Genomic DNA, 14,165 nt, shown 5'->3' with positions numbered 1-14,165 from the left:
TACCGATATCTTCGACTGCGCTTGAGCCTGTTCACACACGCATGAGCCTGTTCACGCACGCAAGTGAGCCGGAGCGAAAATCCTCCTGTCCGCTCCGGCTCAACCGTGCAACTCATAATGAAGTCATTTCGGCGGGAATACACCGGTCAAAGCATAGTGTTGGACCTTGTCTCGGTTAGAGATCAATTCCTCGACCGACGGCTCGCAACGCATGGCGCGTGCGATAGCAAGCTTTGTCGCCTCGTAATTGCAGCGATATAGATCGCGTTTGTCGAGCTCGGCATGGTCTGCACACCGAGGATCGAGCCAGATGGTTAGAATCATGCAAAGTTCGTTGGCCTTGTCCTTCGGCAATATATCTTCTTTGAGGCAGTCGACGATTGCGTCACCCGTCGCTGCCTGCACAACCCCACCAAAGAGACCGACATACGCTCCGTTGGGAATCGTCACCTTCGACGTCATCATCGCGGCCGGGCGAACCATCTGGTTGAGGTTTCGAATGACGAAAAAGCGAGTATGTCCGAGGGACTGACCCATCATGCTCGCGAAGGCTTGCCCCACCGGCCCGTCTATCGTTCCGATAACCACCTCAGGCATCGCATCGGTATACTGACCCTTAGCTGCCAAAACCGTCGCCTCGCCGGTGCGAAAAAGTAGATTGTTCATTGAAGTCTCTCAGTTGCTGGACGTCGTATCTTGTGCCCGCGCAGGAGATGTCTCGTCCTCCGCACCAGACAACGGCATCTCATTCAGATTGCGCCGCGCGTACATCGAAAGCTCGAATTGGCTCTGACGCCAATGGTGTCTCCCGGCACCATTGCATGCACGTCAGCATGCTCGATGCAGCGCTCGCGCTTATGCCTGTAGGCACCATAGCTTTCCAAGGAAGCGGGGGTATTTAATGTGTCACGAAATTCCTTGGAGACGGTGATGGATAATCAAGTTCTGGACTTTGGGAAACTGACGGACGATCCAGCGAAGTCTTGCACGCTTCCGGCCAAGTTTTATTTCGACGATCAAATTTGGGCGAAAGAGAAGCGGGACATCTTTTATCGCTCATGGAATTATGTCACCGCTACCGCCAACCTGTCGGAGCCCGGCAGCTACATCACCGTCCAAATTGCCGATCAGAGCATCGTCGTTGTGCGGGGCAAGGACAAGCAGCTTAGAGCATTCTACAACGTGTGTTCCCACCGTGCTCACGAGTTGCTCCAGGGGCAGGGAAAAGTAAGCGCAATCACGTGTCCCTATCATGCATGGACGTATGATCTGGCGGGCAAGCTCCGCACCAATCCGTCGCTCAAGGCGCTTTCGGACTTCGAAGTGAGTGAGTTCTGCCTAAAGACGGTTGCAATAGAGGAATTCTGCGGATTCGTTTTTGTCAATCTCGATCCCAACGCCAGTCCACTCGCCAGCCAATATCCAGGTCTCGAAGCGGAGATCCGATCCTACAGTCCGCATCCGGAGAAGTTGGTCTTTGCAAAGAGATTGACATACGAACTTAAGGCGAATTGGAAGAACGTCGTAGACAATTTCCTCGAATGCTATCACTGCCCGCCGGCCCATCCCGCGTTCGTCGAGCTCGTCGACCATGACCAGTATACGGTGACGACGCATTCGCGTCACATTACTCAGTTGTCGCCAATTCGTGCCGAAGACAACAGTGCGTACAAGGTGAGGCGCGGGGATGGTTGCGAGGTACCGAAGTACGCAGGATTTTGGATTTGGCCAAACGTTGCCTTCAACGTGTTCCCCGGCCAGCCGAACATGACGATCTTCCACTTCATCCCCACGGGCCCCGAAACCACCCTGGAATATTTTGATTTCTACCTGATGTCCGACACGCCGGATAAGGAAGCGCAGGAATTCATCGATTACATCGACAATGTGCTGCAGGTCGAAGACATCAATTTGGTCGAAAGCGTCCAGAAGGGCTTGCACTCCAGGGGGTACCAACAGGGGCGTTTCGTTCACAATGCGGAGGTAACTTCGATGAGTGAGCACGGGGTGCACAAGTTTCATACTCTCGTCAAGGAAGCCCTGAGTTCCGATCTTTAATGGTCGAGCGTGCTTATCGCCATGTCGAAAGTCATCATTCGCGACGCGGGCGTGGAATTTGACGCCGAGGACAACGAAAGTGTCTTAGAAGCAGCAATTCGGCACGGCTTCGACTATCCACGCGGATGCCAAAACGGCGTGTGCGGAGATTGCAAGTCTGTTCTCGTGTCGGGACGGATCAATCAAGCTCCGGTCAGCAAGATGGTCTTGTCTGATCAGGAGAGGAAGGAAGGTCTGTTTCTTGCCTGCAAAAGTAAGGTGCAGACCGATTGCGTCGTTGTCCCGTGTCTTCGCGAAAATCTAAGCGAGCAATCCAACATCAACGGGCGAATCTCGTCAATTGATCGGGTTGGTAGAGACGTTGCCATAGTCAGAGTAAAAACCGATCAACTTTTTTCGGATTATCATCCCGGCCAGTACGCGAATGTAAACTTTGGAAATCTTCCGGCGCGGGAATACTCTTTTGCTAACTGTCGTGGTGATCACCATCTAGAGTTTCATATAAGGAAGGTCGCCGGTGGTCGCGTGAGCACTCACGTTCATGACCGGGCGAGCATTGGGGATCCGGTTTCAATCACTGGTCCCTTTGGCTTCGCGTATCTCAGGCCGAAAACACGAGGGCTATTGGTACTGATTGCCAGTGGAACAGGCCTCGCGCCAATTAAGTCCATCCTACACGCGGCCGTACAAGCAAAATATGCCGACACGGTGCACGTATATCAATCGGCGCAGTGCGAAGAGGGCCATTATCTCGTAGAAGAAATTCGGCAACTTTGCGGGCAACTTCGAGACGCCAACCACTTTCGGACCTCAGGCGAAGCTGAGACGGGCGCGACCGCGCGGGAACAACTGCTCGCTCTGCTCGATGCGAATTACACGGTTCTCGCCAATGCGACCGCATTTTTATGCGGTTCGCCCGCAATTGTGGAGGCGTGCAGACGCGCACTGGTCAGTAAAAGCCTTCCGCAGGACCGTTGTTATGCAGACGCATTTGTCATGAGAACGCCTACCACCGAACAAGTGAGCCCGCCGATGCTCTCAGGATGATGGCTAGGCACGTACAAGCTGAAGAGCAAAACGAAAAATATAAGTAGCTAACCAGGGGATACGCAGATGACCGACGTTACGAGACGGCATGTTGTTAAACTTGGAGCTGCGGGAGCCGCTGTTCTAGCTGCGCCGGCTATAATCGGTCGGGCGAATCCCGCGACTGCCAAAGAGGCATTCGCAGGAGAAAACCTTCTGGTGGTGTCTTGGTCTGGTAACTACGAAAGCGCTTTTCGAGAGACGGTGATCGAGCCCTTCAATGCCAAGTATGGCACGAAAGCCGAAACCGTCGGCGGCTGGGATCAGATAATCAATCAGATCGTAGCAGCGCCGGCGGATAAGCCGCCATTCGATGTCACAATCGGTGAAGAATACGTTTCGTCAGCAGGTATCTCGCAGAACCTTTTCCAAAAGAAGGAATGGTCCTCCTACTCTAACATGGGTGCGATTTATCCGTGGTTCTTTGAGAGCCGACCGGAGCGCGCCAAAGACTACGGCGTACCGTTCGCTGGCGGCACGTCGCTGCTTTTGCTGAGGCGATCGGTAGGACTGGAACCCACGAGCTGGAACCTGCTGTGGGATGATCGTCTCAAGGGAAAAGTGACCTGCGACAGCGGCTATTGGTGGTTCACACTTGCGATCCCTACGATCCTCAGTTCGTCGCGGCCCGGTCTGACAGAAATGTATGATATCAAGACCGCCGAGCCTTTGTTCAAAAAGTTGGACCAGCTGAAGATCGCACGTTGGTTTAAGGATGGGGCGGAGCAGGCGAACATCCTCAATCAAGGCGAAGCAGATGCTGCCACAAGTTATTCGTCCGATGCGTACCAATTCCTGAAGCAAGATCCCGATGAATATCACATTGCCGCGCCGAAAGAGGGGGCAGCGGCATGGAGCGATTGGTATTTCAAGGTGCGCGGCACAAAGCACGGAGAACTTGCCGACCTCTTTCTCGATTACCTCATGAGTAAGGAAACACAGGATCGTTTCCTGAGCCAATCATTGACATTTATGGCGCGCAACGATGTGACAGTGCCGGACCACTGGAAAAATTATCCGGCGTCGAACGAGGACTTCCACCGTATGTTCCGCCTCTTGACGATGGACGGTTGGGATAAGTTGAATGCGGAATATCAGGCCTATGACGACCGCTTGAAACAGACGATTGCCAAAACGACGGCGCGCTGAATCGGCTTCGAATCGCATTCAGATCGCTTGGCATTCTCACGCGAGCGGCAACTGACGGTACTTAAAGGCAGTCAAGCGTATGGCGTTGCCGCTCAAGGACAAGATCGCAGTAGTAACGGGAGGAAGCCGAGGGATAGGACGCGCAGTTGTTGAACGTTTCGCGCGCGATGGAGCAAAGGTCGTGACATGCGGGCGAAGCCCCCGTCCTGCTGATCTTCCCCTCGACATCGATTGGGTTACTGCGGATATCGGGATTGAAGCACAGGTCGTCGAATTGCGGGAAATAGTCATCAAACGTCACGGCAAGGCGCAGATCCTCGTTAACAACGCAGGAATTCAAATAGAGCGACGGGCAGCATCGACATCAAACGCCGAATTCAACGAACTGATATCTACGAATATTAGGGGCGTGTTCTATTGTTGTCGTGCATTTTTTTCGGATCTCGCGGACGGAGGCGCCATTGTCAACGTCGGGTCAGTGAGCGGGCTCGTCGCGGACCCAGGGCTGTCAGTATACGGCGCGTCAAAAGCTTTCGTCCACGCGTTCACGCGATCATTAGCGACGGAGTACGGAGAGGTGGGAATTCGTTGCAACACCGTTTGTCCGGGTTGGATCGATACCGGAATGAGCGATAGCGCGTTCGCGGTTGCGAGCGACCCGATGGCCGCGCGTAGGGATGCTGAAAGACGACATCCTCTTGGGCGAATGGGCACTGTCTCCGATGTTGCAAACGCCGTGGCTTGGCTGGCCAGCGACGAGGCCGCATTTTGCACTGGGCAACTTTTCGTGGTGGACGGCGGCCTGACGGCCGTATCGCCTCTACGTCCCTCTTTTTTTTAAAGGTCCATCTATTGTGTCATCAACGTTTAAGATGCTCAGTGGGAGTTGCGTCACCAGTTGTCGTGGATTGCGGTCGAGGCAGCGATTGCAGGTATAAAAGAAAGAGCTCGCGCTCGGACGTGATATCGAGCTTTTGGTACAGTCGTCTACGGTGGTTCTTCACCGTCCCGACCGTAATTTTCAAGCGGCGCGCGATTTCAAAAGTCGGGAAGCCTTGCAAAACGAGCTTAACGATTTGCACTTCCCGATCGGTTAGTGCCGATCCAAATGGGAGGTGCTCCGCATACGAAGTTTCTGCCATTGGTTGCAGGCCGGGTTCTTCGAGTATGAAAATTTTTCCTTCGGGAGCGATAGGAAAGTCTTTCGGCAAGTGCTCCATATGCAAGATAGTTCCATCGGGCATAGGAATTGTCTTTTTCGATTGGCCCTCAAGCCGCCTCAGGGCATCTCTTAAGATGGGTTGATGATGTTCTGTGTCTTGCCAAGAACTGTCGGCATGGACGCGCAACCCGCTTTTGTCGACGACCATGGTTGGTCGCGAAGGTGGAGATGCGCCGGTGACGTTCGTGCCCAATGTCGAAAAGATGCTTCGCAAGTGCGCATCATGAAGACCGGCAAGAACAGGGTAGATGTGATGCACGTGTTCCATTTCGGTTGGCGTGAACTTGCCGCTCGATCGTTCAATAAACAACGCAATGCTGGAGCCGCCGGCGCCAGGAAGAAAGACCCCGAGCTCATCTTCGATTTTTGCCATCGGTTGAAAGATGCGGAGGTAATCAGTTCTTCGTTTGGCTGGGGCGACCGCCGTATAAAGTGGAATGACGCCGCATTTTCCAACGGTCCGCCAGTACCGGAAAAAGGGATCGAAGCGATAAAAGCCCGCCAAGTAAATTTCCATGAGCTCCTCGGAAAAACCCGTCGCTGTGAGGAAGTCAGGAGCCGCGAATCGCGGGTAGCGCATGACCATCGCCATGTCATGGCGGATCGCGCTGGTGAGGATCCTAAGGAGACAAGGATAAAATTTGTCAGTTCCAATCGTCGTGGCGCTTCGACCGATGAGTGAGAACGATGTTGCGCTATCGAAGGTCATCTCAGTCGCTACAAGCTCCCAATCTAGGAGTGGTCGTCAAATAAAGTTAGAAGGAGTGGCCCGCGCAGATCCAAATCATTTCGGTTTTAATCGGGCCTGGGTTTCGCCAAGAATGCGGAATCCCACTCTTGAAATAAATCGTGTCGCCCTGGGTCAGGACGTAAACGCGCTCATCCGCGAGAGTGATCTCAAATGTACCGGACAAGACGGCAATGAATTCCTCGCCCTCGTGCCGATAAGATCCGTTGCTGCTAACCCCTGGCTCGATGGTCCAGCGCTGGCAGTCCATCATGTCGGCGCCGGATCCGAACCGCTCGACCATCAAGCCCACACCGAGACGGGGCAAGATTACGCCACGATCACGGGTAACGATTTCCTTGCCATCTGTCGGGACAGCGGCGCCCATGATGCCATTCAGTGTTGTGCCAAAAAATGTCGCGAGCCGCTTCAAGGCGGGAACATCAAGGCCCATCGAAGTTCGTTCGGTCGACGCAAGCTCTGCCGGCGTCAGCTCGACGGCATCCGCGACCTCTTTCAATGTCAAACGCTTTTCCGTGCGCAACTTGCGCAAGATAGGCCCAACGTCCGAAACGCTGGCGGTGGCGTTTTTGTCGACGGATGACTTGCCGTTTGAGTCATTTTTAAAAGTAGAAGCGATATCTGTAAGCGGCATTCCTCGGCCGCTTCGCATGCGTTTGATCTGAAGCGCTTTCTCGACGTCGGCTGTCGTGTAGAGGCGGCGGCCGCCGTCGCTATAGCTGGGTTTAAGGAGTCCCTTTGCCTCCCACACGCGAATAGTGGAAACCGACACGTCGGCGAGACGGGCAACGTCGGAGATCTTCAGTCTTGGGGAATAAGAGCCGCGCGACATGGCTGGGCCAGCGCTCCTCGAGAAGAAACGGGGATTAGTCTTTAGCAACAGGGCGTGGCGGCCGGCAAGGCGGAAAAACTACACTAATATAGAATATTTTTACATCCCATGGATGTGATTCACTGAGGCGTGCGCAGGCGCGATATGAATCGGCAAACGGATAAAATGGCCTCAATTATTGACGCTTTGCAGCATTCGATAAATTGGTGTCACGCCGCAATATCTATATTTGACTCTTTTGCAATTCGGCTTGACACGCGATGAAAGCTATAATTTTATAGCTTTTAATGTAACCAGCCCGTGCAGGAATGCGCGGCCATATTGAAAATGGCCGTGTGAAACCGAATTGCCTCTCGGTCGCCGGAACAGACGAAGCCATTTCTGTTTGTGGGGCAATTTATGGCCGAAAAATACGGTGCCATCGTTATTGGCGGCGGGCACAACGGGCTGGTTTGCGCAGCCTACCTCGCTAAAGCGGGTATCAAGCCTCTTGTGCTTGAGCGCCGCCCTGTCGTTGGAGGCGCAGCGGTCACGGAGGAAATCGCGCCGGGATTCCGCGCTTCGATTTTCTCTTATCTTATGAGCATGCTTCACCCGCGCATCCAAGCTGAGTTGGAGCTTAAGCGGCATGGGCTAGAAGTCATGCCTTGCAGTGACATGCTCTCTCCGCTCGATGATGGGAATTACATAATCTTCTCGGATAACGTGAAGAGAACTCAGGAGAGCTTTGCGCGTTTCAACAAGAAGGATGCAGAGATCTACCCGGAGTTCGACCGGTTTCTCATCGACACGGCTAACGTATTTCGGAAGCTATTGTGGGAGACGCCTTTCGATCCGACAAAGAGAGATTTTCGCACGCTAAGTCAGATGGGTGGTTTTGCGCTTCGAAATCGCCGCTACGGCAAAAAGTTTTTTGAAATTGCCGACATGCTCATGATGAGCGCCTATGATTTTCTTTCGGAATGGTTTGAAGACGAACGCATCAAGGCCGTGCTGGCATATTACGCGTCAATTGGAACATTCGCCGGTCCGAAGACGCCGGGCTCTGCTTACGTCATCATGCACCACGTCATGGGCGAAAATGCCGGCGCGGGCGGATGGGGCTTTATAAAGGGCGGAATGGGGTCGATCACGCAGGCTCTCGCGGCGGCTGCCGTTGAGGCGGGTGCAACGATCAAAACGAACAGCCCTGTGGCGCAGGTTCGCGTCGTGGGCGGGCGCGTTCGCGAGGTGATCACAGAAGCGGGTGATTCCTATAGTGCGCCGCTCATTGCCGCGAACGTTAACGCGAAATTTCTTTATCTTGATCTCGTCGGCGAGGCGCACTTGCCGGCCGACGTGGTCAAGGACGTGCAGGGCTACAGGACGTTCTCTACCGCGTTCAAGATGAATATTGCGGCCGAGCGGCCTCCTCAGTATGCGTGCCTAGAACGCGCGCTCAAGGACGGCGCTCTAGGCGACTGGAGCTATCCGACATATGTGCACATCGCTCCGGACATCAATTATCTTGAGCGCGCGTACGATGATGCCAAATATGGGTGGTATTCGACCGAGCCCTTTATCACACCGGTCGTTCCAACGATCGTCGATAAGTCGCTTTCGCCCGCCGGGAAGCATGTCGTCAATCTCTTCGGCGGTCACGCGCCGTATAAACTCCGAAACGGCGACTGGAAGGCCGAAAAGCAGAATTTCGAACGGAACGTCCTAAAGGTAATGGACCGATTTGCGCCGGGGTTCAGTAACGACATCATCGCTTCGCAGTTTCTCATTCCTGAAGATATCGAAGCGATCGTGAATCTCCCGAACGGTCACATCTTCCAGGGCGAGCTCGCTTCCGATCAATTGTTTTTCCAGCGTCCGATACCGCACTATGCCGATTATCGAACGCCTATCGATGGGCTGTTTATCTGTGGCTCGTCCGCCCATCCAGGTGGAGGCGTTTCGGGCATTCCCGGTTACAACGCCGCCCGCGAGATCCTGAAGTATTCCGGGCGTCGATCGTCGATGGGGTATGGGAGCAAATAGCGCGCTTACGTTCTGACTGAGCAAGAAACAGTATCCGATAATCCAAAAAAATTCTGAGGAGAACGACGTGGAGGCTTCGCTTTCGGTGCAGGGTAGCGATTTGGTCAAGCAAGAGCTAAATCGACTTTCCGCATCATTGTTTATCGAAGGAAAAGTCCTGAAAAGCGCCTCGACGGAACTGATACCCGTTATCGACCCAGCGACCGGACTGCCGATTGGGAAGGTCGCAGAGGCAACGCCAGCAGAAATCTCGAAATGTCTGCTCGACGCGAAAACGGCGTGGAAGGACTGGCACGCTCTCAGTGCGCAGGAACGAGCGAGCGCGCTCCACCAAGTTACTTCGGCCATTCGAGACCGCAAGCCCGTCATCGCGGAATTGATGACCCGCGAAATGGGCAAGCCTTACAAGGAAGCGATCGACGAGGTTGAGTGGTGTACTGCCGCTATCTCCTATTACGCCGAGCTCGCTCGCCATGATGCAGGAAGGGTTGTTGGCAATACAGTGCCCGGGCAGTTCCAGTATGTCGTCAAGGAGCCGCTTGGCGTTGTTGGTCTGATTATGCCCTTCAACTTTCCGTTGGTGCTGTTAGCGTGGGAAGCCGCAGCGGCATTGGCAGCTGGCAATGCCGTCATTGTAAAGCCTTCTGAACTCACAAGCCTCTCGACGCTGCTTTTCGTGGAGTGTTTCGCTTCCTCGCTGCCACCCGGACTCTTGTCATGCGTAACCGGGCGTGGGAATGTTGGCGCGCAACTGGTTTCGAGCCCCCACACATCAATGATCGGGTTTACCGGAAGTGTGGCTACCGGCCAGCTGGTCGCAGAGGCTTGCGCGCGTCAGTTCAAACGTTGTCTTATCGAGGCTTCGGGCAACGATCCCTTCATCGTGATGCCCTCCGCCAAACTTGATGTCGCTGCACGTGCGGCCAGTTTCGCTGCCTTCGTCAATAACGGACAGGTATGCACATCAGCAGAACGACTTTTGATTCATCGTGACGTCCACGATGCTTTCGTTGGACGGATGATCGAAGAAACTTCAAAGCTTCGAATCGGAAATGGTTTGGACCAGGTTGATCTCGGGCCAATGGCAAGCGAGCGAGAGCGTGCTCGTTTCGAAGGTGTGATTGCGCGAGCCGTGGAGCAAGGTGCGCGCATTGTTTGCGGCGGCAAACGCCCCAATCACCTAAATGCGGGCTTCTTCCATGAGCCCACCATCCTTGTCGATGTGCGACCCGACATGGATATCATGAAGCATGAGCCGTTCGGACCGGTGGCTGCCATTTGCCGGGTGGACAGCTTTGAGGATGCGATTCGAGTCGCCAACGCTTCGGATTTCGGACTTGGGGCGACAATCTACACCTCCGACCTAAACGAGGCACACCGCGCTGTGGCTGAATTGGAGAGCGGTATGGTGTGGGTAAACGCTCCGCTCTTAGACAACCCCGCTGGCCCGTTTGGCGGCCGCAAAATGTCAGGCATCGGGCGGCAGCTCGGCCTGGAGGGGCTGGAAACGTTCAGAGAGTCAAAATTCGTGATGATCGATCCTGCGGCGCCCGCCCACGATTTCTGGTGGTTCCCGTACTCAAAAGCTGAAGCGTTCGCTTCAACGGGAGTTTAACGTCGTGACAGCATCCGGCGCAAAGGCCCATCACATCCAATCTGCATTGAGCACGCATCGGATCACGGAGCATAACTCTGCGCCAGGCGGTCGCGCGGAGCACGATCGGCCGCTAGGGTTGTCGTCAATATTTCAAGATGCGGGATTTGGAGCCCCGGCCATAGGAGAGCGGACATTGTCGGATAAATACGCGCTGGAGCTAGTTGGCATCAGGCGTTGTTACGGTAGTGTTGTGGCCGTTGACGACGTGTCGCTTGCGATCGAGCGGGGGGAATTCGTAACCCTGCTCGGTCCGTCGGGATCAGGCAAGACTTCCACACTTCGTTTGATTGGCGGATTCGAGAACCTCGATTCTGGGTCCATCAATATCAACGGAAAGCGTGTCGATCATCTTCCAGCCTATAGCCGAGATACCACGACGATCTTTCAGTCAGGAGCACTGTTTCCGCATAAGACGGTCGCCGAAAACGTCGCGTATGGCCTCCGGATGAGAGGAGCAAGCAAATCGGAGACCGAAAAGAGGATCAAGGAAGCGCTTCAAATCGTACGCCTCGCTGGATACGAGGACCGCTATCCTAACCAGCTTTCCGGTGGACAAAAACAGCGTGTGGCGCTCGCAAGGTCTATGGCTGTGCGGCCAGCGATACTCTTATTCGACGAGCCATTGTCGGCACTGGATCTCTCACTGCGACTCCAATTGAGGGCGGAGATCAAGCGCCTACACCAGGAACTTGGATTCAGCGCGATTTACGTCACGCACGACCAGAGCGAAGCGATGGCTATGTCAAGCCGGGTAGCAGTTATGAAGCAGGGGAAGATCGAGCAAATCGACACGCCGTCGAATATCTATAATCTTCCTGCAAACGAGTTTGTGTACACGTTCATCGGCGAGAACTGCTCAATTCCCCTCCGCGTTTCAGGCGGTCAGGCATTCGATCTTAGCGGGACGACGCTTAATCTTTCTCTGTCGTCCTCCTTGCCAGATGGAGAATGGAGAATTTGCGTTCGCCCATCTCGCCTCAGACTGACATGCCGGGATGGAGCTGAGAACCGTCTAGTTGCGAAGCTGCAATTTGTCGAATTTCTGGGCGATGTGCACCGATATCACCTCAAGTCGGGGGCGGTTGAACTCTTCGTTGATCAGCCGGGGGAAGTACGTGCAAACCCGGGCGATACTATCGAGGTTGGGTGGAGCAACGCAGACATGAGGGCGTACCGATGAATATCGCCGGGCCGGATGCTGCAGCTACTTATGAAGCGGCGCGAAGGCGAGCCAGGCTGCGGGAAAAACTTGCGCCGTGGTTGCTGGTGTCGCCCGCGCTCGCCATTACTCTCTTCTTCTTCGCCGTGCCGATTGTGTATATGGCGCGAATGAGTTTTAACGAAAAGATCGACCAACGCTTCTATGTACCGGGATTTACTTTCGACCATTATTCGAGCCTGTTGACTGATTCCGCATTCAGCAACGCAATCTGGACAACGGCTAAGCTCTCATTCGGAGTTTCCATTGCGACAACGCTTATAGGCTATGCGTTCGCTCTTCTTGTGTGGATGAAGCCTAGACGTTGGCGCTTTATGTTCATCGCGCTCGCGTTGTGCCCGATGCTGATCTCCGAAATTTCCATCATCTTCGGGTGGTGGGTGTTCTTTCCACGGAACGGGCTGTTGAGCTATGTCCTCACTACGATGGGACTACTGTCTGACAAGGTCGGATTGCTATACACCGAGTATGCCGCCTTCGTAGGCCTTGTATATTTGATCCTTCCCTTTAGTTTTTTCATTCTTCTCTCACTGTTCGACGGGATCGATAAAAAGCTGCTCGAAGCGAGCAGCGACCTTGGGGCCTCGCCGATCGTTACCTTCTACGAAGTCCTGCTTCCACTTACGAAAGGCGGGATCGCCGCGTCGTTCGCGCAGTCTTTTATCTGGGCTATCGGCACCTATGCAACGCCATCGGCGCTTGGCCCAGATACTCTCTGGACGATTGGATACCTCATTCAGGAACAGATGCTGTCCAGGCATAACTGGCCAAAAGCAGCGGCGTTTTCGATGGTTCTTGCGGCCGGAGTAGGTGTCGTGATGATGATGATCCGATCAGTCTCTGCAAAGCGGACACCCATCAATGGTTAACGCTACCGTCCCATCACCCATGCAAGTGAAGTCCAATGCGCAGGCTGGTATCCTTAAGTTCTCGTCATGGGGCTTCGTGGCGTTCATTGTGATCTACCTACTCACGCCGATCATCGTGACGCTATTGATGTCTTTTAGTGATGCAAGCGCATTGCGTTTTCCCATTCGTGAATGGTCTACGAAGTGGTATGGGGATTTCTTTGCCAGTCCGCAGTGGACCGATGCCTTGCTCAATAGTCTCATGATTGCGGTGGGTACGACCGTTATCTCGACAACATGTGGGGTGGTCGCGGCCTGGGCCTTTGAGAAGTATGAATTTCGCTTCAAACCTCTCCTCTATCTCCTGGTCATGCTGCCGTTATTTATGCCAGGAGTCGTTCTTGGTCTTGGCGTCGCGATGGCGATGGGATCGGCCGACATTTTGGGATATCAGCTTTACGGTTCCCGACTCATCGTCATGCTCGCCCACTCGCTGTGGGCAATTCCACTCGTTTTTATGCTGATGGAAACAACGTTCCGGACGGTAGATCATCGGATAGTCGAAGCTTCCTACGATCTTGGTGGCAGGCCTTTCCAAACCTTCTTCGAAATTGTTCTTCCGTCGGTTTCCACGGGGATCGTGTCTTCGGCATTATTCGCATTCGTCATCTCTCTTAATGAATTTGTGATGGCGCTCTTCCTCACCACGCGTGATACTCAAACACTGCCGGTGCTCATGTGGTTGAGTTTGCGATCGGCAGGAACACCTCGTCTCGCGGTCGCATCGGTTGTTCTTGCCTGTACGGTGATCATAAGCCTCGCAATAATCATGGTTTGGCATTCACGTCAGTTGCGGAAGGCACAGGCGTAGAGCAGCCAAGCGAGCCAGGGCCATAGTGGGCAGTATTTGAAGGACCTGAACTACGGTGCCGGTGAACGTGCCGCAGGCCGATATTTCGGTTCGCCAGTTAATCTTCGCCAGCAGAAGTCCCCAAATTATCGACGTGGCGGGGCAATGGGGCATTTCAGAACATCCAGTCGTTCAAGGCCTGGAGGTTCGCCGTAAGACCTCTGGTGGTCTGATATCTTAGAAAGTTTTCCCGTCCGACGCCCTGCACTGATGCCGACCCTCTGCAGCCAAATTCAGAAGCGGCGAACCTGACTAATCATTTGGAAGCTATCGAAATCGGTCGAACGCATGAAGGTTGGAAAGCTGCCGTTCTACCTATCGAAATTTGGTGATCGACGAGTTGGGGACAAACCGGTGAGTTCTCTCGACCATCGTTGACAATGCGCACTGGGTGTAGACCACTGCGAACAG

12 protein-coding genes are annotated in these 14,165 nt (G+C 54.1%); 9 read left to right on the top strand and 3 right to left on the bottom strand.

From position 1 onward, the window contains the following. Positions 1-123: 123 nt before the first annotated feature. Positions 124-666, bottom strand: a complete 543-nt coding sequence (locus BM399_RS08580) for a formaldehyde-activating enzyme (RefSeq protein WP_092867097.1) — start codon at positions 664-666, stop codon at positions 124-126. Positions 667-930: 264 nt separating this feature from the next. On the opposite strand from BM399_RS08580, the gene BM399_RS08575 reads away from it, so the two are divergent. The 4 genes from BM399_RS08575 (at position 931) to BM399_RS08560 (ending at position 5,134) form a co-directional block, all read left to right on the top strand. Continuing rightward, positions 931-2,058 (top strand): aromatic ring-hydroxylating oxygenase subunit alpha, encoded by a 1,128-nt coding sequence (locus tag BM399_RS08575; protein WP_092867095.1) that lies wholly within the window; start codon positions 931-933, stop codon positions 2,056-2,058. A gap of 21 nt (positions 2,059-2,079) precedes the next feature. After that, the gene (locus BM399_RS08570; protein WP_092867093.1) at positions 2,080-3,105 is read left to right on the top strand and encodes a 2Fe-2S iron-sulfur cluster-binding protein; all 1,026 of its coding nucleotides are present in this window, start codon (positions 2,080-2,082) and stop codon (positions 3,103-3,105) included. Between the two features lie 66 nt (positions 3,106-3,171). Beyond that, positions 3,172-4,293, top strand: a complete 1,122-nt coding sequence (locus tag BM399_RS08565; protein WP_092867091.1) for an ABC transporter substrate-binding protein — start codon at positions 3,172-3,174, stop codon at positions 4,291-4,293. 79 nt (positions 4,294-4,372) lie between these two features. Beyond that, positions 4,373-5,134, top strand: a complete 762-nt coding sequence (locus BM399_RS08560; protein WP_092867089.1) for an SDR family NAD(P)-dependent oxidoreductase — start codon at positions 4,373-4,375, stop codon at positions 5,132-5,134. Between the two features lie 19 nt (positions 5,135-5,153). Here the strand turns inward: BM399_RS08560 and BM399_RS08555 are convergent, their stop codons facing one another. Further along, positions 5,154-6,224: a LuxR C-terminal-related transcriptional regulator gene (locus tag BM399_RS08555; RefSeq protein ID WP_244531162.1), complete on the bottom strand. Its 1,071-nt coding sequence runs from the start codon at positions 6,222-6,224 to the stop codon at positions 5,154-5,156. Positions 6,225-6,270: 46 nt separating this feature from the next. Then, positions 6,271-7,095, bottom strand: coding sequence for a cupin domain-containing protein (locus BM399_RS08550; protein ID WP_092867087.1), 825 nt, complete (start codon positions 7,093-7,095; stop codon positions 6,271-6,273). Positions 7,096-7,494: 399 nt separating this feature from the next. Between BM399_RS08550 and BM399_RS08545 the strand changes: the two genes are divergently transcribed. The 5 genes from BM399_RS08545 to BM399_RS08525 all read left to right on the top strand — a co-directional run bounded on the left by BM399_RS08545 (position 7,495) and on the right by BM399_RS08525 (position 13,715). After that, positions 7,495-9,120, top strand: coding sequence for a phytoene desaturase family protein (locus tag BM399_RS08545; protein WP_092867085.1), 1,626 nt, complete (start codon positions 7,495-7,497; stop codon positions 9,118-9,120). Positions 9,121-9,187: 67 nt separating this feature from the next. Beyond that, positions 9,188-10,735, top strand: coding sequence for an aldehyde dehydrogenase family protein (locus tag BM399_RS08540; RefSeq protein ID WP_244531161.1), 1,548 nt, complete (start codon positions 9,188-9,190; stop codon positions 10,733-10,735). A gap of 175 nt (positions 10,736-10,910) precedes the next feature. After that, positions 10,911-11,957 carry an ABC transporter ATP-binding protein gene (locus BM399_RS08535; protein ID WP_143111381.1) on the top strand — a complete coding sequence of 349 codons (1,047 nt, stop codon included), beginning with the start codon at positions 10,911-10,913 and terminating at the stop codon, positions 11,955-11,957. Next, complete coding sequence (locus BM399_RS08530) at positions 11,954-12,865, top strand: ABC transporter permease (RefSeq protein ID WP_092867081.1); 912 nt, start codon at positions 11,954-11,956, stop codon at positions 12,863-12,865. Before BM399_RS08535 ends, BM399_RS08530 begins: the two co-directional genes overlap by 4 nt. Continuing rightward, positions 12,858-13,715, top strand: a complete 858-nt coding sequence (locus BM399_RS08525) for an ABC transporter permease (RefSeq protein ID WP_092867079.1) — start codon at positions 12,858-12,860, stop codon at positions 13,713-13,715. Before BM399_RS08530 ends, BM399_RS08525 begins: the two co-directional genes overlap by 8 nt. Positions 13,716-14,165 lie beyond the last annotated feature (450 nt).

The sequence above is a fragment of the Hyphomicrobium facile genome, from assembly GCF_900116175.1.
In the GTDB taxonomy this organism is placed as follows: domain Bacteria; phylum Pseudomonadota; class Alphaproteobacteria; order Rhizobiales; family Hyphomicrobiaceae; genus Hyphomicrobium_B; species Hyphomicrobium_B facile.
Note: the sequence above shows the minus strand (reverse complement) of the source record. Positions and strands in the feature narration are given on the sequence as shown.

Coding starts and splice junctions, on each gene's coding strand:
- BM399_RS08580 (WP_092867097.1), bottom strand. CDS start 666: ATGAACAATCTACTTTTTCGCACCGGCGAGGCGACGGTTTTGGCAGCT.
- BM399_RS08575 (WP_092867095.1), top strand. CDS start 931: ATGGATAATCAAGTTCTGGACTTTGGGAAACTGACGGACGATCCAGCG.
- BM399_RS08570 (WP_092867093.1), top strand. CDS start 2,080: ATGTCGAAAGTCATCATTCGCGACGCGGGCGTGGAATTTGACGCCGAG.
- BM399_RS08565 (WP_092867091.1), top strand. CDS start 3,172: ATGACCGACGTTACGAGACGGCATGTTGTTAAACTTGGAGCTGCGGGA.
- BM399_RS08560 (WP_092867089.1), top strand. CDS start 4,373: ATGGCGTTGCCGCTCAAGGACAAGATCGCAGTAGTAACGGGAGGAAGC.
- BM399_RS08555 (WP_244531162.1), bottom strand. CDS start 6,224: ATGACCTTCGATAGCGCAACATCGTTCTCACTCATCGGTCGAAGCGCC.
- BM399_RS08550 (WP_092867087.1), bottom strand. CDS start 7,095: ATGTCGCGCGGCTCTTATTCCCCAAGACTGAAGATCTCCGACGTTGCC.
- BM399_RS08545 (WP_092867085.1), top strand. CDS start 7,495: ATGGCCGAAAAATACGGTGCCATCGTTATTGGCGGCGGGCACAACGGG.
- BM399_RS08530 (WP_092867081.1), top strand. CDS start 11,954: ATGAATATCGCCGGGCCGGATGCTGCAGCTACTTATGAAGCGGCGCGA.
- BM399_RS08525 (WP_092867079.1), top strand. CDS start 12,858: ATGGTTAACGCTACCGTCCCATCACCCATGCAAGTGAAGTCCAATGCG.